This window comes from Sedimentitalea todarodis (assembly GCF_032595355.1).
In the GTDB taxonomy this organism is placed as follows: Bacteria; Pseudomonadota; Alphaproteobacteria; order Rhodobacterales; family Rhodobacteraceae; genus Sedimentitalea; species Sedimentitalea todarodis.
Window position 1 is genome coordinate 390,446 of the sequence record NZ_JASMWN010000003.1, and the last position, 16,458, is coordinate 406,903.

At 60.8% G+C, this 16,458-nt stretch carries 15 protein-coding genes; 7 read left to right on the forward strand and 8 right to left on the reverse strand.

Going from position 1 to position 16,458, the window contains the following annotated elements; genetic code table 11:
* Position 1 precedes the first annotated feature (1 nt).
* The 3 genes from QO231_RS06670 to QO231_RS06680 all read right to left on the reverse strand — a co-directional run bounded on the left by QO231_RS06670 (position 2) and on the right by QO231_RS06680 (position 3,305).
* A complete protein-coding gene (locus tag QO231_RS06670; RefSeq protein WP_316774510.1) occupies positions 2–2,089 on the reverse strand; it encodes a PqiB family protein in 2,088 nt (695 codons plus the stop codon).
* Positions 2,086–2,583: a paraquat-inducible protein A gene (locus tag QO231_RS06675; protein ID WP_394356577.1), complete on the reverse strand. Its 498-nt coding sequence runs from the start codon at positions 2,581–2,583 to the stop codon at positions 2,086–2,088. Before QO231_RS06675 ends, QO231_RS06670 begins: the two co-directional genes overlap by 4 nt.
* A 104-nt stretch (positions 2,584–2,687) precedes the next feature.
* On the reverse strand, positions 2,688–3,305 hold the full coding sequence (locus QO231_RS06680) for a paraquat-inducible protein A (RefSeq protein ID WP_316774516.1): 618 nt from the start codon (positions 3,303–3,305) through the stop codon (positions 2,688–2,690).
* Between the two features lie 607 nt (positions 3,306–3,912).
* Here QO231_RS06680 and dctP point away from each other — a divergent pair.
* The 7 genes from dctP to choV all read left to right on the forward strand — a co-directional run bounded on the left by dctP (position 3,913) and on the right by choV (position 10,518).
* Positions 3,913–4,905, forward strand: a complete 993-nt coding sequence (dctP, locus tag QO231_RS06685; protein ID WP_316774519.1) for a TRAP transporter substrate-binding protein DctP — start codon at positions 3,913–3,915, stop codon at positions 4,903–4,905.
* Positions 4,906–4,960: 55 nt separating this feature from the next.
* The gene (locus QO231_RS06690; RefSeq protein WP_316774521.1) at positions 4,961–5,458 is read left to right on the forward strand and encodes a TRAP transporter small permease; all 498 of its coding nucleotides are present in this window, start codon (positions 4,961–4,963) and stop codon (positions 5,456–5,458) included.
* Positions 5,455–6,729, forward strand: coding sequence for a TRAP transporter large permease (locus tag QO231_RS06695; RefSeq protein WP_316774523.1), 1,275 nt, complete (start codon positions 5,455–5,457; stop codon positions 6,727–6,729). The genes QO231_RS06690 and QO231_RS06695 overlap by 4 nt, the downstream gene beginning before the upstream one ends.
* Positions 6,730–6,737: 8 nt before the next feature.
* Positions 6,738–7,607 (forward strand): isocitrate lyase/PEP mutase family protein, encoded by an 870-nt coding sequence (locus QO231_RS06700; RefSeq protein WP_316774525.1) that lies wholly within the window; start codon positions 6,738–6,740, stop codon positions 7,605–7,607.
* 69 nt (positions 7,608–7,676) lie between these two features.
* Positions 7,677–8,603 carry a choline ABC transporter substrate-binding protein gene (gene choX / locus QO231_RS06705; protein ID WP_316774526.1) on the forward strand — a complete coding sequence of 309 codons (927 nt, stop codon included), beginning with the start codon at positions 7,677–7,679 and terminating at the stop codon, positions 8,601–8,603.
* Positions 8,604–8,640: 37 nt separating this feature from the next.
* Positions 8,641–9,471: a choline ABC transporter permease subunit gene (gene choW / locus QO231_RS06710; RefSeq protein ID WP_316774528.1), complete on the forward strand. Its 831-nt coding sequence runs from the start codon at positions 8,641–8,643 to the stop codon at positions 9,469–9,471.
* 3 nt (positions 9,472–9,474) lie between these two features.
* Positions 9,475–10,518 carry a choline ABC transporter ATP-binding protein gene (gene choV, locus QO231_RS06715; protein WP_316774530.1) on the forward strand — a complete coding sequence of 348 codons (1,044 nt, stop codon included), beginning with the start codon at positions 9,475–9,477 and terminating at the stop codon, positions 10,516–10,518.
* A 166-nt stretch (positions 10,519–10,684) separates the two neighbouring features.
* On the opposite strand, the gene arsJ is transcribed toward choV, so the two are convergent.
* From arsJ to QO231_RS06735, 5 genes are all read right to left on the reverse strand, one after another.
* On the reverse strand, positions 10,685–11,953 hold the full coding sequence (gene arsJ, locus QO231_RS06720) for an organoarsenical effux MFS transporter ArsJ (RefSeq protein ID WP_316774532.1): 1,269 nt from the start codon (positions 11,951–11,953) through the stop codon (positions 10,685–10,687).
* Positions 11,950–12,933, reverse strand: coding sequence for an ArsJ-associated glyceraldehyde-3-phosphate dehydrogenase (locus QO231_RS06725; protein WP_394356580.1), 984 nt, complete (start codon positions 12,931–12,933; stop codon positions 11,950–11,952). Before QO231_RS06725 ends, arsJ begins: the two co-directional genes overlap by 4 nt.
* Positions 12,815–13,207, reverse strand: a complete 393-nt coding sequence (locus QO231_RS26095) for a helix-turn-helix domain-containing protein (protein WP_394356578.1) — start codon at positions 13,205–13,207, stop codon at positions 12,815–12,817. Before QO231_RS26095 ends, QO231_RS06725 begins: the two co-directional genes overlap by 119 nt.
* A 189-nt stretch (positions 13,208–13,396) precedes the next feature.
* Positions 13,397–14,686, reverse strand: coding sequence for a flavin-dependent oxidoreductase (locus tag QO231_RS06730; protein ID WP_316774535.1), 1,290 nt, complete (start codon positions 14,684–14,686; stop codon positions 13,397–13,399).
* Positions 14,687–14,749: 63 nt separating this feature from the next.
* Positions 14,750–16,450: an amidohydrolase gene (locus QO231_RS06735; RefSeq protein WP_316774536.1), complete on the reverse strand. Its 1,701-nt coding sequence runs from the start codon at positions 16,448–16,450 to the stop codon at positions 14,750–14,752.
* Positions 16,451–16,458 lie beyond the last annotated feature (8 nt).

The following is a 16,458-nucleotide window of genomic DNA, read 5'->3' on the forward strand; positions in this document are numbered from 1 at the left end:
ATCACTTTCCAAAAAGAATTGAATTGGGGCTGCGTTCCAGCGTACGGACGAGCGCCGCAATGCTGCGTGCAGTCGTGCGAATTTCGCGCAACATCGCCAGGGTTTCGGCGTTGAAATCCGAACGCGCGCCATAGGTTGCGATCAGCTGTTCGGATTGGGTTACAACCCCTTCCAGACGCTTGGCGATAGCTGGCAGGCCCGCGACGGCTGTTTCTACCGATCCGGCGGCATCCTTGGCCGAAACCAAGGCGGCGTTGACGTTCTCGACGGCTTCACCCTCACGCAAATCAGCCAGCAACCTGCGTATCTCATCCAATGCGGCGGTCAGCGCGGGGGGCAAGTCACGCGCGCCCTCGCTGTCAATCAGCGCATTGGCGCTGCGCATCAGGTCGGTGGTCGCATCGACCAGCTCTTCCGCCTTCAATGCCTCCACCTTGACTGCGACCTTGCGCAATTCCTCGATGACTGCTGGTGCCTGGTCAGCAGCCGAGTACAGGCTGTCCGCCGCTTCTTCTGCCCGTTTCAGCGTTGCAACCAATTGCTCCACCAGATTTTCTGCGTTGGCATTGGCGATGGTCGTGCGCAGTTCCTCAAGCGTGCCACGCAAATCACCTGGCAACGCTTTCATGGCGTCGCTTGCAACCAGTTTGCGGGCGTCTTCGACCAGACCGACAATTTCGCCCGGCGCGGCGCGGACCTTTTCGCTGGTCGCAATCGCTTCGATGCTCGCCATCATGCTCGTCGCCCGCTGAATCAGTTCCTCGATCTTCAGCCCGTTGACCCGCTTCATCATGCCTTCCATCGTGGCATTCAGATCGGGAAGGTCCGTTTCGACACTGGGCAGCATCGGATATGGTTCGGCATTGCGGTCAAACTGGGCCGGTGGCGCATCCTTGATCTCGACCAGTTCCACGATCAGCGCCGAGGTCAAGAGGCTCGCCTTGTTCAGCCGCGCCCGGACCCCGCTCTCTACTGAAAACGTCAGAAAGTCGAGCGCATCCTCCGAGGTGGATCCTTCGGGCAGGCCCATCAGATCGGGGTCGATCTTGAGTGTAACCAGCTGGCGCACCTGCGGCGTTTCATCGTCTTCACTCACAAAGGCAGACAGGGTCGCGACTTCGCCGATCTTCAGCCCCTTGAAGTTCAGGGCCGCTCCTGCTGACAGGCCCGATACCCCCTGATCAAAGATCGTCGCAACCATGACCGACTTGGTCGAGACACGGGAAAACGCGTTCTCTCGGGCCGTGTCTTCATCGGAATATAGCTCGTACACCCGTCCGCCATCGACCGGCGCACCGCCGGAAAAGAAGGTGTTGAACGATACGCCGCCACTGATAAGTGCCGCGAAACTCCCCACATCCAGCTTGATGCCCCCGGCCCCAAGCGACACTGCAAAGCCCGAGATGTCCCAGAACCGGGTCGCGGTTGTCAGGTATCTGTCATATGGCGCTTCGATCAGCGCATCTACCAACACGGCTGAACCGGTGCTGTTCAGGCGCGGGGCTTCCGTGCGCCCAACCCGAATACCCCGGTAGAACACCGGCACGCCGCCAGAAATCGTCTTGCCTTCCGACACCCGCAGGGTCACCCGTGTTCCTTTTTCGTTGACATCGATCAGGGGGCGGCTCTCGCGCCCGACGAAGATCTTAATCGCCGGCCCGTCGGTGTTCTCCCAGCTGCCGTCAATATAGACGCCACTCAGCACTGTTGAGAGGCCCGAAACTCCTTCTGCGGACACCTCGGGGCGCACCACCCAGAATTGCGCCGTCTCGTTCATGAACGGGGCGATTTCCTTTTGGATCCGCACCGAAACCTCAACCGTCTTGAGATCCGGCGAAAATCCGACCTTCTCGACCAGGCCAACCGTCACTTCCCGATATCGCAGCGTGGTTTCCCCGGCCTTGATACCAGCTGCATTCTCGAACGTGATTTCGATCAGAACGCCGCGATCGGAATAGGCCTTCCACGCCACCAGCAGCGAAATGATCAGCGCCAGAACAGGCACAATCCAGATCACCGACAGGTTGCGCAAAGGTGACCGCGACGGCGGGCTCACGTCCATATCGGCTGGGATCGGTTCGTCACTCATGATGGATCGGCCTCATCCGCGTCCCAAATCAGTCGGGGATCGAAGCTTTGCGCAGAAAGCATCGTGAATGCAACCGACAAGGCAAATGATACCGCAGCGATCCCCGGATGCACATTGGCCACAAACTGAAATTGTACAAGGGCCGACAGGATGGCGACGACAAAAACATCCAGCATCGACCAGCGTCCAATGAACTCCACCACCTCGTAGAGGCGCAGACGCGCGTGCGCACTCAGGATCGACGCGCGGTTGATGCTGAGCGCGAGAAAGGCAATCGCGATGAACTTGCCAACTGGAATGATGACCGAGGCGACGAACACGATCAGGGCGACGCCGTAGGCATGGTGCGCAATGAGCTCCATCACGCCGCCGACAATTGTGTTCTGGGTTTCGTGACCCAGCGTTGCCGTGCGCAGCATCGGGTAGACATTTGCCGGGACATACATGATCAGCCCCGCCGCCCACCACGCCCAGACCCGCTGAAGGCTGGTCACGTCGCGGCTGCGCAGCACCGATCCGCAACGCCGGCATCGGGCGTCCGCCGAGGGATGCACCTTGCAACAGGTGGTGCAGGCAACAAGGCCCGCTTGGCGCGCGGTCAGGACCGCGTTCGGTCTTCGAGCGTTTTCCAAATCGTCAACCTGCACATTACCGTATCATTCAGAGTCGTCACGACGACCAGCGCAACAAACGCCCAAAAGGCCGGTCCCACCGCGACCGTCGCCAGCCCCCCGACCTTGACCAACGCAACCGCAACGCCAACGATGAAGATCTCTGCCATAGACCACGGCCTCAACATCTGTGCAAAGCGAAAGGCGGCGGTCGCATGGCGCGCCGGTACGTACCCGATCATCATTGGCCCGACAGCATAAAGGATCGCGATCAGTCGCAGGGCGGGCAGCACCACGATCAGCGCGGCGACAGCAAAGGAGAGCGGCAACAGCAACCCATCCGAAAAGGCGGTGATCGCATCCATTATCGAACTGTGCTGCTCAAATCCGCCCGCGCTCAGATCCAGAAACGGAAAGAACACCGCCGTGATCATCAGGATCAAAGCAGTCCAGGCGAGCATTACCACCCGTGTCATCGCGTCGGGCTTGGGCGCAAACAGCACTTCGTGGCATCGGTGGCAGCGCGCCCGTGTGTTATCGGGCACGTCCGTTACATGATGCAACGCATCACAGACCGGGCATGCGATCAGCGAATCTGTGTCCAACGGGGTGTCCTGCACGGCGCAATCCTTTCAAGCCCCAACCTAGGACGTTTTTTGTCGAAGCGAAACCAAATGTCACAACATGGCGTGCACCACCGGCGCCAAAGCCGGAAACCCGGCAGACTGTCCAATGCGGCCTTTCACGCCTCGCCCCACCATTTGGACACGGCCTCAACTTCGGATTGCCCAGTTCGATCGGCCCGGTATGGCAGGTATGCGACGAAACGCGTTCGCGGAGCTGGAGATCAGGCGACGCATCCTGGCGTCAGCCTCATCCTACAAGCCAGAAACGCATCTTGGGAAAGGTCGGCCTGCGATTCCCAGGCGTCAGCAGCGCGACCGTTGGATCGCCCGCAGACGCTGTTCGATCCCACACGGGCTCTTCTGTCTCGCGCCGTCCCTGATATCGCGCGGAATAATTTCGAATGGGGTCAGCCGCTCTTCGGCGCCCTGTTGCCTGACCCCAGACAGCCTGGCGGGTCGTACTGTGCCATAGGTCGGTGCGCGCGACCCGGCTCAACTTCATCCGGCACGTTAACAACCGGCTGCAAACTGCTTGTAATCCGGCCCCTGTTCGGCAAAAACTATCGCACGATCTAGGGAGGAAACCATGAATAAATTAGTAACCGGGCTAGCCTCGGCAGCCATGCTTGCGGCCAGTTCAGTGACACTGCAAGCCGCCGAAACCACCATGCGCATCTCGCTGCAATTGCCGCTCAAGAGCCATTTGGGCCAGAATCTGCTGATGTTCAAGGAAGAGGTCGAGGCAAAGTCAAACGGCGATATCACCGTCGAAATCTATGACAGCGCCCAGCTCTACAAGGACAAGGAAGTGCCCCAGGCCGTCGGCTCGGGTGCCATCGAGGCTGGCGTCGCGTCGCTGACGCGCTATGTGGGCGATATCTCGATGGTGGATATCTTTTATCAACCATTCCTCTTTGACACCGAAGACAAGGTCCGCAAGGCCGTCGCGCCCGACAGCCCGGTGCGCGGCCCGATCGACGAGGCGATCAAGGACACCGGGTCGACCGTTCTGTGGTGGCAGGCCTATGGCGGCGCGATCATGCTGTCCAATGGTGGCCCCATCGCGACCCCAGCGGACATGCAAGGCAAAAAGGTCCGCGTCTTTGGCAAGACACTCGGTGACTTCAGCGAAGCCGCAGGTGGTGCGCCGACAATTATCTCGGGCTCTGAACAATACCTCGCTTACCAGCGCGGCACCGTCGATATCGGCATGACCGGCGTTTCGGGGGTTCAGTCCCGCTCGCTCTGGGAAGTGATGGACACCATCACGGTCTCCAACCACGCCGATATCGAGTTCATTGTCGTGACCAATACCGACTGGTGGAATGGCCTGCCGGCAGAGCACCGCGACATCATTGCAGCGGCTGCGGTCAACGCCGAGAACGCTGTGCGTGATGAAATGACATCGATCGAGGCCAACGCCTATGCCGCCGCCGAAGAAAACGGGATGACCATCTACACACCGACCGCCGAAGAACTGGCGCAGTGGCAAGAGGTCTCGCAACCTGTCTATGACGCCTTCCTTGCCAAGACAGGCGATGCCGGCAAGGCGATGCTGGACGCCGCCCGGAACTTCTGAGCGCGCCCCGCCCTGCGGTCACCGCAGGGCGGAGCTTTCCCGAGGACAAGCTGACATGCGCATCGTCAATGCGATCGAAACCGGCATGGCGTGGCTGGCAGCAGGGCTTCTGACCCTGACGGGTGTTCTGCTGACCTATGAGGTTGTCGCGCGCTATTTCTTCAATGCGCCGACGATCTGGGCTGCGGAACTCAGCCAGCTTTGCCTGATCTGGGCCTGCCCCGTTGCCATGGGCTGGGCGCTCAGCAATGGTCGACATATCCGGGTCACCGCCGTGACTGCACAGATGCCGCCGCGCCTGCGTCAGATGGCAGAAGTCCTGTCCTTGCTGGTCATCCTGTGCTTTTCGATTGTTGTCCTGATCTATGGCTATGACATCTTCCTTGATAGTTTTGAGCGCGGGCGCACCACGGGCACCATGCTTGACCTGCCCGCCTGGTTGCCTGAAGCCTCGGTTCCCATTGGCTTTCTGCTGCTGATCCTGTCCTGTCTGACCTGCCTCTGGCGTGCCTGGCAGGGTGACGTACCTTCTGCAGCCGGTGCCGAGGAATGACGGTTGCCCTGATCCTCGTCGCCCTCTTTGGCCTGCTGCTCGTCGGGGTGCCCGTGGCCTTTTCGCTAGGGGCGCTCGGACTTGGCCTGCTCGTCGTGGGTGGGTTTTCGCCGCTGATGGCGCCACAGGCGATCCTGTCCACGATGGACGGTTTCATCCTGCTCGCGGTGCCATTGTTCCTCCTGATGTCCAACGTGTTGCTCAAGGGCGGGGTCGGGCGCGATCTTTTTGCCGCCGTCCAGGCGTGGGTCGGACACTGGCCCGGTGGACTGGCAGTGGCGACGATCCTGTCTTGCGGCATCTTCGCGGCGATTTCCGGCAGCTCGGTCGCGACCGCCGCCACCATCGGCACGGTTGCTGCCCCCGAAATGATCTCGCGCGGGTACAACAAGCGGTTCGTGTATGGCTTGCTTGCCGCAGGCGGCACCCTTGGCATCCTGATCCCGCCCTCGATCCCGCTGATCATCTATGGATTTGTCACCGAAGAATCGGTGATCGCGCTGTTCATGGCGGGCATCGGCCCCGGCCTTGGCCTGATTGCGCTCTTCATTGTCTACTCGATATTCTCTGCCCGTTTCCTGCAGGATTATACCCCTGTCCCCGCCGCAAGCTGGAGCGAACGGCGAAGCGCCTCTTTGCGTGCGCTGCCTTCCATTGCACTCGCCACCGTCATCCTCGGCGGCATCTACTCGGGCGCATTCACTCCGACCGAGGCCGCGGCCATCGGGTTTGCCATGTCGCTGTTGATCACCGGTGTCATCCTGCGCTCGCTCAGCTGGGCAAAGCTGTGGGAGGCAATGATGGCCTCGATGGCCACGACGGTTGCGATCCTGCTGATCATCGCCGGCGCAAAGATCTTTGGCAAAGCCATCACGCTCTTTCGCATCCCGCAGGAAATCTCGGTGATGATCTCCGAGAACATCGCCACGCCTGTCGGGCTGATCCTGCTGGTTTCGGTTGTGCTTCTGGTCATGGGGCTGGTGTTCGAGGCGCTGTCGATGGTGCTGATCATGACGCCGGTCCTGCTGCCCGCCGCCATGGGCATGGGGTTCGATCCGATCTGGTTCGGCATATACATGGTGATCATGGTCGAATGCGCCCTGATCACGCCGCCGGTCGGTCTCAACCTGTATGTGATCCAATCCGTCACCCGGTCCAGCCTCTCTGACGTGTCGCGCGGCACCCTGCCGTTTCTGGCGCTGATGCTGCTGATGGTCGTGTTGCTATATCTTTGGCCCGACCTCGCCCTTTATATTCCATTCAAATTGTGATGCCTGACATGCCCCAATCCCAACCTGACAAACTGCGCGCGCTGCTGGCCGAACCCGGCCTCATCACCATGCCGTGCTGTTTTGATCCGCTTTCGGCCAAACTCATAGAACAGGCGGGGTTTCCGCTGACGTTCATGTCGGGGTTTGCCACTGCCGCCGCGCGTCTGGGCTTGCCCGATACCGGGCTCATGTCTTATGGCGAGGTGCTGGATCAGGGGCGCAACATCTGTAACGCAGTGTCGATACCGGTCATTGGCGACGGTGATACCGGTTATGGCAACGCCCTCAACGTCAAACGCACCGTTGCAGGATTTGCGCAGGCCGGTTTTGCCGCAGTCATGATCGAAGATCAGGTCGCCCCGAAACGCTGTGGTCATACCGCGGGCAAAAGCGTGGTCGCGCGCGATGAGGCCTACGAACGCATCCGCGCCGCAGCCGACGCCCGCGCCCAAGGGCATGATATCCTGATCCTCGCCCGCACCGACGCCCGCCATGATCATGGCCTGGACGAGGCGATTGAACGTGCACGTGAGTTCCGCCGTCTGGGAGCCGACATCCTCTTTGTCGAAGCGCCGCGTGACGAAGCCGAAATGCGCCGCGTCTGTGACGAACTTGACGGTCCCAAAATGGCCAACATTGTCGAAGGCGGCATGACCCCGGCCCTGACGCCGTCCGAGCTTGAGGCCATCGGATTCAAGATCGCCGCCTACCCCCTCACGTTGCTTGCGGCCTCCATGCGGGCCATGATGCAGACGCTCGACGCCTTCAAGACCGGCACCCCTTCGCCCGACGCGCTGATGCCCTTTGGCGAACTGAAAACGCGGATCGGGTTTGACGCCTACTTCGAAGAGGAACAACGCTACGCAAAACAACGCTGAGCGCGCTGCGCGGTTGCAATTTTTGCCACCAGAGCGCATCAATCGGAAAAAACAGGGAGACTTCACACCATGAACAAGACATTTGTTTCCGCGATTGCGCTTGCCGCTGCCGCAACCACTGCCAGCGCCGAATGCACCTCGGTCACGTTCTCCGATGTCGGCTGGACCGATATCACCGCGACGACGGCCGCCACAACCGTCGTGCTGGAGGCGCTTGGATACGAAACCGATATCAAGGTACTGTCCGTGCCCGTGACCTACACCTCGATGGCCGCTGGCGATATCGATGTGTTCCTCGGCAACTGGATGCCCACGATGGAAGGCGATATCGCTGCCTATCGCGAGGCCGGCACCGTCGACACCGTGCGCGCCAATCTGGAAGGCGCGAAATACACGCTGACCACCAACAAGGTCGGGGCCGACCTGGGTATCACCTCGTTTGACACCATCGCCGCGCAGGGCGAAGCGCTGGAGAACACCATCTACGGCATCGAGCCGGGCAATGACGGCAACCGCCTGATCCTCGACATGATCGAACAGGGTGCCTTTGGCCTGACGGACTTTGAAGTCAAGGAAAGCTCCGAACAGGGCATGCTGGCGCAGGCCGCACGTGCCGACCGCCGGGGCGAGCCGATCGTGTTTCTTGGATGGGAGCCGCATCCGATGAATGCCAACTTCGATCTGACCTACCTGACCGGCGGTGACGATTTCTTTGGCCCCAATCTGGGCGGCGCGACCGTCTTTACCAATACCCGCGCCGGTTACGTCGAGGAATGCCCGAATATCGGCAAGCTGTTGATGAACCTGGAGTTCACGCTGGCCATGGAAAACGAAATCATGGGCGCAATCCTTGACGATGGAAAAGACCCGGCAGAGGCGGCGGCGGAGTGGATTGAAAAGAACCCGGAGACGTTGAAAACATGGCTGGTTGGCGTCAAGGATGTCGAGGGCGACGATGACGCCTTTGAACAGGCCAGCAAGGTCCTCTTGAACTGATCCGGTGCCCGGCCCCTGCGACTGATACGGAGCATCCATGGATTGGTTGACCAACAGCAAGATCCCTATCGGCGATGGGGCCGAGGCCTTCTTTCTCTGGCTACAGGACAACTTTGCTTGGTTCTTTGACGCGCTCTCGGCGCTGATGGAGGGGCTGATCGATGGCATCCTCTGGGTTTTGCAAACACCGCACCCACTGGTTGTGATCGCGGTCTTTGTCGGTCTCACGTGGCTGTTTCAACGCAGTTGGAAAACCTGTCTGTTCGTCGCGATCGGGTTCCTGTTCATCCTCAACCAGGGATATTGGGAAGAAACCACCGAAAGCCTGACACTGGTCCTGTCGGCCTGCGTGTTCTGCATGGCGCTTGGGGTGCCGCTGGGGATCGCGGCGGCGCACCGGCCGCGGCTCTACCGCGCGATGCGTCCGGTGCTTGACCTGATGCAGACACTGCCCACGTTTGTCTATCTGATCCCCGCCATCGTGTTCTTTGGTATCGGCATGGTGCCGGGCCTGATCGCCACGGTGATTTTCGTTCTGCCCGCGCCGATCCGGTTGACCCATCTGGGCGTGTCCTCGACCCCGCAACCGCTGCTTGAGGCGGCGCAAGCCTTCGGCGCGACCAACCGACAGACGCTGATCAAGGTCGAACTGCCCTATGCGTTGCCGCAGATCATGGCCGGGCTGAACCAGACCATCATGCTGTCGCTGTCGATGGTTGTCATTGCGGCGCTTGTCGGTGCCGACGGTCTGGGTGTTCCGGTCCTGCGGGCAATCAACACCGTGAATATCGCGCTTGGCTTTGAGAGCGGGTTCATCATCGTGGTGCTGGCAATCATGCTGGACCGGATGTTGCGGATGGAGCGCTAGAGGATGGTTGATCAACCCACCGCCGCCGTCGCCATCGACAACGTCTCGATCGTGTTTGGCAACAAGCCGGAGCAAGCACTGCCGTTGATGGACGCGATGCAGGAGCGGAGCGAGATTCAATCCGCCACGGGTCAGGTCTTGGGGGTGCATGATTGCACCCTGACCGTGCAGGAAGGTGAAATTCTCGTACTGATGGGCCTGTCTGGCTCGGGCAAATCCACGCTCTTGCGGGCCGTCAACGGGCTGAACCCGGTGGTGCGTGGGTCGGTGAGCGTCAATGACGGCGCGGGCATGGTCAACGTCACCAGTGCCGACGCCACGACGCTGCGCCGTATCCGTCAGAACCAGATCGCCATGGTGTTTCAACAGTTCGGCCTGCTGCCATGGCGCAGCGTGCGCGAGAATGTCGGCCTCGGGCTCGAACTGTCCGGAATGCCCCGCACCGACCGGTTGGCCAAGGTCGATCAGCAATTGGCGCTGGTTGGCCTTTCGGACTGGGCCGATCGCAAGGTTGGCGAACTGTCGGGCGGCATGCAGCAGCGTGTTGGCCTCGCCCGTGCCTTTGCCACCGACGCGCCGATCCTGTTGATGGACGAACCGTTCTCGGCGCTCGATCCGCTGATCCGCGCCCGGCTTCAGGACGAATTGCTCGATTTGCAAAAGGAACTGCGCCGCACCATCATCTTTGTCAGCCACGATCTTGACGAGGCCTTCAAGCTGGGCAATCGCATTGCCATCATGGAAGGCGGACGCATCGTGCAATGCGGCACCCCGCAAGAGATTTTCTCGGCTCCTGCCAATGACTATGTTGCCGATTTCGTGGCCCACATGAACCCGCTTGGCGTGCTCTGCGCGCGGGACGTGATGGAACCGGTGGGGTCGACCGCCCCGGTGGATTGCGTCGCGCCGGATATGATGATCCAGGACGTGATGACCCAGGTCCTCGAAACCGGGCGTCCCGTCGGCGTGACACTGGACGGCGAGATCATAGGCCAGATCAGCGGCGACAGTGTGCTTGCAAAGTTGCTTGATCCACGTGGCGGATAGAGTTTCCGCAAAGAACCCGCCGTCACATTTCCCCTGGGGGAACGTGTCGCGGGTCCGGTTTGCAAACGTCACCGGCGACAACATCACCGGCATGTCGACCAGAACATCGACCCCGGTCGTCAGCGCGGCCCAAGGCGAACCGGACACTCAGCTACATTTCAAAAGCTCATGCAACAGCATCTTCTGACGCGTGCGGGTTGAGTTTCCCGGCAGCCAGCGCGCTGAACGCAATCAGTACGGCCGCCGTTGCCAGACACGAACCCAATCCGCCCAATTGATAGGTCAGGCCAGAAAGCACCGTGCCGATCAGACGTCCGCCCGCATTGGCCATGTAGTAGAACCCAACATCCATCGTCACCCGCTCGGATCGCGCAAAGGCGAGGATCAGATAGGAGTGCAATGAAGAGTTCACCGCGAAGAGACCCCCAAAAATCAGCAGCCCCGCAACAAGGGCGATGGTCAGCCAGACAGCGGCCTCACCCGCCAGCACCACCAGGATCGCCAGGGTTGCCGGAACAATACAGAGCCTCAGCGCCCAGTGCCGTGCGGCACCGATGAGATCGGCCTCACTCCGGTTAGCGGCGTTCAGGATATGTGGCGCCACGGCCTGGATCGCACCGTAAAGGATGATCCAGACTGCCATGAAGGCGCCGATCATGAAGAAGGCCGCGCGGTCCCCTGCCTGGGTTCCATCTGACAACACCGCGAGGAAGTAGATCGGGACACCGACGACGAACCAGACATCGCGTGCGCCAAACAGGAACACCCGCGCCGCCGAAAGCCAGTTCACATTGGCCGATCTGGAGAATACCTCGGAGAATTTCGTGCACTTGCGTCCCGCAGGCAGGCCCGGCGGCATCGCGATCACAACCGCCAGCAGGATCGCCGCCAGCACCGCCGCCATCGCGAGAAGCGAACCGAAGAAACCCAAGGTCGCCAGCAGGACCGTGCCCAGCAAGAAGCCCACACCCTTGACCGCGTTCTTGGAGCCGGTCAACAGCGCCACCCATCGGAACAGCCCGCCGTCCTCGGTTGGGGCCAGAATCTTGACCGCAGATTTCGACGACATCTTGGCCAGATCCTTGGCCACGCCCGACGCCCCCTGCACCATCATCACATAGGCAACCGATGCACCAATCGCCCAGCCGGGATCAAGTTGCGCCAACGCCAGCAAGGCCACGACCTGCAACGCCAACCCCACATTCAGCGTTGTGGCGAGTCCGAACCGCGCGGCGATCCAACCCGCCGACAGGTTGGTCACCATGCCCGCGATTTCATAAAGCACAAAGAGATAGGCCAGCTGCACCGGCGAGAAACCCAGCGTGTGAAAATGCAGCAACACCAGCATCCGCAGCGCACCGTCGGTCAGCATGAAAGCCCAATAGGCCGCCGTCACCACGATGTAGGCAGACAGGCCGTCGCGGCGTATGCTCACACGACCGCCCCGACCATCATCGCCACATCCACCAGCCGATGCGCATACCCCACTTCATTGTCGTACCAGGCATAGAGTTTGAGTTGCGTGCCATTGACCACCATGGTCGACGGCGCGTCGATGACCGTGGAACGGGCGTCGTTGGTGTAATCCGCGGAGACCAGCGGGCGCTCTTCATAGCCCAGGATACCCTTGAGTGCGCCTTTGGAGGCTGCCTTGAACAAGGCGTTCACCTCTTCTACCGACGTCTCTCGCTCCATTTCGAACACACAGTCGGTCAGCGAGGCATTCAACACCGGCACCCGAACCGCATGGCCGTTCAATCGCCCCTGCAATTCCGGGTAGATCAACATGATCGCAGATGCGCTTCCTGTCGTGGTAGGAATCAATGAGTTCAGTGCCGACCGGGCGCGGCGCAGGTCATTTGCGGGGCGGTCCACGATGGTCTGGGTATTGGTGACGTCATGGATCGTGGTGAAAGAGCCGTGCCGGATTCCGATGGCTTCGTGGATGACCTTGACCACCGGCGCGATGCAGTTCGTGGTGCAACTGGCGGCGGTGACAATGTGATGCACGGCGGGATCATAGCTGTCATTGTTGACGCCATAGACGATATTGGCCGTCGGCCCATCCTTGACCGGGGCGGAGACCACGACCTTCTTGACGCCCGCTGCAAAGTAAGGCGCGAGCGCCGCCTCTGTCTTGAATGTGCCGGTACAGTCGATCACGACATCGACCCCGTCCAGAGGCAGCGCCTGCAGGTCCGACGTGCCGACAAAAGGCAAGCCTGTCCCGTTGATCATCACCCTGTCAGACTCAAAATCAAAAGTGGCGGGCCAGCGTCCATGCACCGTGTCAAATTCAAGCAAATGAGCGTGCATCTCCGCATCGCCTGTCGCATCGTTGATCCAGGCGATCTGTGCACCGCGCTCCAACAGCGGACGCAGCGCCAGCTTGCCCATCCGGCCAAGGCCATTGATCGCATAAACCGTCACACCAACATCTCCTTGTCTGAAACAACACTGTCATCGACCGGTCCAGTGCAAGCAAACCTCTTCTTACTAGCGTCGCAAGATATCCTGACAATGTGCTCGACTTGAGGTCAAGCGCTTGCGCCAACTCACCCGATGCCACCTGATCCGGATAGCGCCGCATCCGCAAGCGGATCAACGCCAGTCGTTGCGACTGCGCGAGGGCGGACAAGTGCGAGAGATGTGCTGATTCCATGTTTCGTGAATGAGGGAAATCCAACATCGATCAATACGCTGCAGCCGGTTAGTTGATATCTGGGCAGACGACTTCGACTCCACTTGCCGCAAACCCGCGAACAAAAAGAGGAGCTTCCGCTTCGCGGACAGCAAGGCACAGCGAACGCGCGTGACCTGTGACTCCTGCCGCCCGGACATCACCGCAGCGATCTTTACTCTGAAGTACTGGCGCGGATCAGGACGCCGTGGCCACCTTTGCCCCGATCGCAATCGTCGGAGGCGCGGCGTTCAGATGCTCGATGGCAAATCCGGCGGCGCGCTTGTATCCGACCATGAACTCGGCCCGCTCCTCGGGCGGGATCACGGCGTCGATGTCATCGAATTCACCGCCACAGCGTTCATCCACCAGATCAAGAAGACCGAAAGGCCCTGCCCCGCGATTGCGCAGGATCAACTGTGACACCGGCCCGCAGAGTTCGTCGTCATAGGCTGCAAGAGCGGCGGGCGTAACGCCGTGGGTGATCATCGATTTCCCCAGGACGCGCGCATCGACAATCGCCTGGCTCGCCCCGTTGGACCCGGTCGGATACATCGCATGCGCCGCATCCCCCATCAGAGCCACCGGCCCATCCACCCAGGTCGGGATCGGATCGCGGTCGATCATCGGGTTCTCATAGGCAATATCCGCAGCACCCAGCATCGCCGGCACATCCAGCCAATCATAGCGGAACGCCTCGAATTCATGCGCAAAGCTCTCGATTTTGACCGGTCGGAACCAGCCGCTCTTTTCCCAACCGTGAGAGGGGTCCATCGTCTGTTCCGCAATCCAGTTGACGGTGACGCGGCCTTTGCTGTCCGGGTGCGAGATCGGGTAGATCACCATCCGATGCCGGTGCGTTCCCAAACCGACAAAGGACGATCCGGTGCGGATCGGGCGCATTTGCGTCGTGCCCCGCCACATCAGCGCACCCCCCCAGTGAATCGGCGGCTGGTCCGGATACATCTGTGCGCGAATCGCGGAATGGATGCCATCCGCCCCGATCAGCAAGGTGCCTGTTTCGCGCAACGACTTACCCTCGGCGCTCTCGATCAGCGCAGTAACGCGACCGTCAGAATGTTGCTCGAAACCCGTAACACGCCGACCCAATTGTACCGCATCCGCGCCCAGCCGGCCCAAGACCGTTTCAAAGAGCAGCAAGTGGAACCGGCCGCGATGCATGGCATATTGCGGCCAGGCATATCCCGCCTCAAGTCCGCGCGGCTCGGCATAGATATCATTGCCATTCAGACCGACGAGCGCCCATTCCCGCGCAGGCAGACCAACCTTGTCCAGATCGTCGGTTGTGAGTCCAAGGTCCAGCAATTCGCGCACCGCGTTCGGTTGCAGGTTGATGCCAACGCCAAGCGGGCGCATTTCACGCGATGCTTCGAACACCGTCGCCTTCACCCCGATCTGATGCAGCGTCAGGGCGAGCGCCAGCCCGCCAATCCCGCCACCGGCGATCAGTACATGCGGTTCATCCATGGCCATCCTCTCCCTGCAATTCACGCATTGCAGGTTTCATGCTCCTGCTGCCAGAATTAATCGTCAAAACTGGCCTTGGCGCGCGTCCCAGTTCGCGTCGGCATCATAGGTCACGCGTCCGCCGCAGATCGTGAGCCGCACCGACGTTGATCCGACATCTTCCGGAGCAACCTTGTCCAGATCACCGGACAGGATCACCAGATCGGCAAACATGCCGGGTACAAGGCCGCCCTTCTTGCTCTCGTTGAATTCGGCATAGGCCCCCATGGCGGTATAGCTTTCCAGCGCATCATGCAGGCTCTGGCGTTGATCGGTCCAGTTTCCGCCCAACGACATTGGCGCAACCGCTGCTCCGATTGACGGCAGCACCTCGACCGGGACCACAGGCCAGTCGCTGGAAAAGATCATCGGTACGCCGGTTTCCCGAATGGTCTGACAGGCATAGGACAGCGGCTTTTGATCTTCGTGCAGGATTTGCCCTTCTGCCGGGGGTGGAAACAGCCCACCCCAAGGCGCATGCAGGGGTTGAACCGAGGCAACCACGTCCAGTTCCCGCAGCCGGGGCAGATCGTCGGGATGCAGCACCTCGATATGTTCGATCCGGTGGCGGCCGTCGCGAGATCCGTTTGCCGCACGGGCGGCAGCATAGCCATCCAGCGTACCGCGCACGGCGGCATCGCCGATGGCATGGACACAGATCTGCAAGCCCATTGCATCCGCGCGCACGCAGATTTCGTTGAATTGATCCGGCTCAAACAACGGAGCACCTGTGCTGTCGGGCCAGTTTGGATAGGGCCGTAGCATTGCGGCTGTCCCGGATTCCACCACTCCGTCATGGAAGAGTTTCAGCCGCCCGGACCAGAGCCAGTCCGTGTCATAGCGGCGGCGCATCTCGTCCGCCTCGTTGAGCCGGTCGATCGGGTCGTAATTCTTGAGATGGAACGGGATCTGGCCCCGGCACAGCAAGTCGCCCTCGGCCTCGATCTCGGAAAGCAATTCAAGCTGATAGAAATTGCCGTCCATATTGTGAAACGTGGTGACGCCGGTTTTCGCCAGATGCTGCAACCCGGCGCGCAGACATGCCTTGTCCGCCGCGCGCTGCCCTGCGGTTGCAGGCGGCACGGGATCGTTGCCGGTGGTCATGCCCAACAGGTCGCGGCCACCGGATGCGGTCTCGGCCAATACGTATTCATAGGCGCCGGATTCGAGCAATTCGCCCGTCGCCAGCCCATCTTCGCCCATCACGATCTCGCTGCCCTCGGGCACGTTTCCTCCCTGAAGGATGCCCGCCAGTGCGAGCGCGCGGGTATTGGCCCACAGGGTGTGATGGTCCGCCGCCATAACGGCAAAGGGCCGGTCGGCGATTACCCGGTCAAGTCCGTGCCGGTCGATAGAGCGCCCGGCTCCCAGCAGGTCGTAATGCGCCCCGATCGCATAGAGCACTGGCGCATCCGGTTGCTGCGCGGCGTATTCCTGCACCTTGGCCGTAACGGTTGCGGGATCGTGGCTGGTGGACAGGTCCAGCATCCCCAATTCCAGACCGCCGGAAAACAGATGGATGTGGCTTTCGATGAACCCCGGCAGGACGGTACCGTTCTGCGCGTCGATCACCCGCGTGTCGGGCCCTTTGGTTTCACGAACCGCAGCGTTGGTGCCTACCGCGAGGATATGCCCGCCCGCCAGCGCTATGGCCTCGGCCCGTCCCGTACCACCGCCGAAGGTGATCAGATTGCCATTCTCGATGATGATATCCGCGACCGTCATGACCTTGT

Bases quoted from the DNA above. Each gene is read 5' to 3' on its own strand.
- choX (WP_316774526.1), top strand. From the start codon at position 7,677: ATGAACAAGACATTTGTTTCCGCGATTGCGCTTGCCGCTGCCGCAACC.
- QO231_RS06690 (WP_316774521.1), top strand. From the start codon at position 4,961: ATGCGCATCGTCAATGCGATCGAAACCGGCATGGCGTGGCTGGCAGCA.
- QO231_RS26095 (WP_394356578.1), bottom strand. From the start codon at position 13,207: ATGTTGGATTTCCCTCATTCACGAAACATGGAATCAGCACATCTCTCG.
- QO231_RS06700 (WP_316774525.1), top strand. From the start codon at position 6,738: ATGCCCCAATCCCAACCTGACAAACTGCGCGCGCTGCTGGCCGAACCC.
- choW (WP_316774528.1), top strand. From the start codon at position 8,641: ATGGATTGGTTGACCAACAGCAAGATCCCTATCGGCGATGGGGCCGAG.
- QO231_RS06730 (WP_316774535.1), bottom strand. From the start codon at position 14,686: ATGGATGAACCGCATGTACTGATCGCCGGTGGCGGGATTGGCGGGCTG.
- QO231_RS06735 (WP_316774536.1), bottom strand. From the start codon at position 16,450: ATGACGGTCGCGGATATCATCATCGAGAATGGCAATCTGATCACCTTC.
- choV (WP_316774530.1), top strand. From the start codon at position 9,475: ATGGTTGATCAACCCACCGCCGCCGTCGCCATCGACAACGTCTCGATC.
- dctP (WP_316774519.1), top strand. From the start codon at position 3,913: ATGAATAAATTAGTAACCGGGCTAGCCTCGGCAGCCATGCTTGCGGCC.
- QO231_RS06670 (WP_316774510.1), bottom strand. From the start codon at position 2,089: ATGAGTGACGAACCGATCCCAGCCGATATGGACGTGAGCCCGCCGTCG.
- QO231_RS06695 (WP_316774523.1), top strand. From the start codon at position 5,455: ATGACGGTTGCCCTGATCCTCGTCGCCCTCTTTGGCCTGCTGCTCGTC.